We start from the raw sequence: 258 nt of genomic DNA, 5'->3' as shown, positions 1-258 counted from the left end.
CGGTAATGGTGATGGTGACCGTGTGCTCAGTGCCATCGTCACTCAAGACCACAAAGGTTTCGACCTTAGTTTCGCCTTCAGCCAGATATTGCACGTCGGCGTTATCGACGTTGTAAGTCCAGTTGCCGTCGGCATCGATAGTCAGACTGCCGAGTGCGCCATTGCTAGCAACGCCGTTGCCCGCTTGGAATACCGCCTGGCCGCTGTCGGCATCGGTAATGGTTAAGGTGCCGCTGTCAGTCAGAACTGGATCGGTGG

At 56.2% G+C, this 258-nt stretch carries 1 protein-coding gene; it reads right to left on the bottom strand.

Translation table 11 applies throughout. The features are described from left to right. Nucleotides 1-258, bottom strand: a 258-nt coding sequence (locus MO387_RS21355) for a VCBS domain-containing protein (protein ID WP_242326519.1), incomplete at both ends; no start/stop codon positions are given.

This window comes from Shewanella sp. N2AIL (assembly GCF_022690845.1).
In the GTDB taxonomy this organism is placed as follows: domain Bacteria; phylum Pseudomonadota; class Gammaproteobacteria; order Enterobacterales; family Shewanellaceae; genus Shewanella; species Shewanella baltica.
This window is presented reverse-complemented; position numbering and strand designations above follow the sequence as displayed.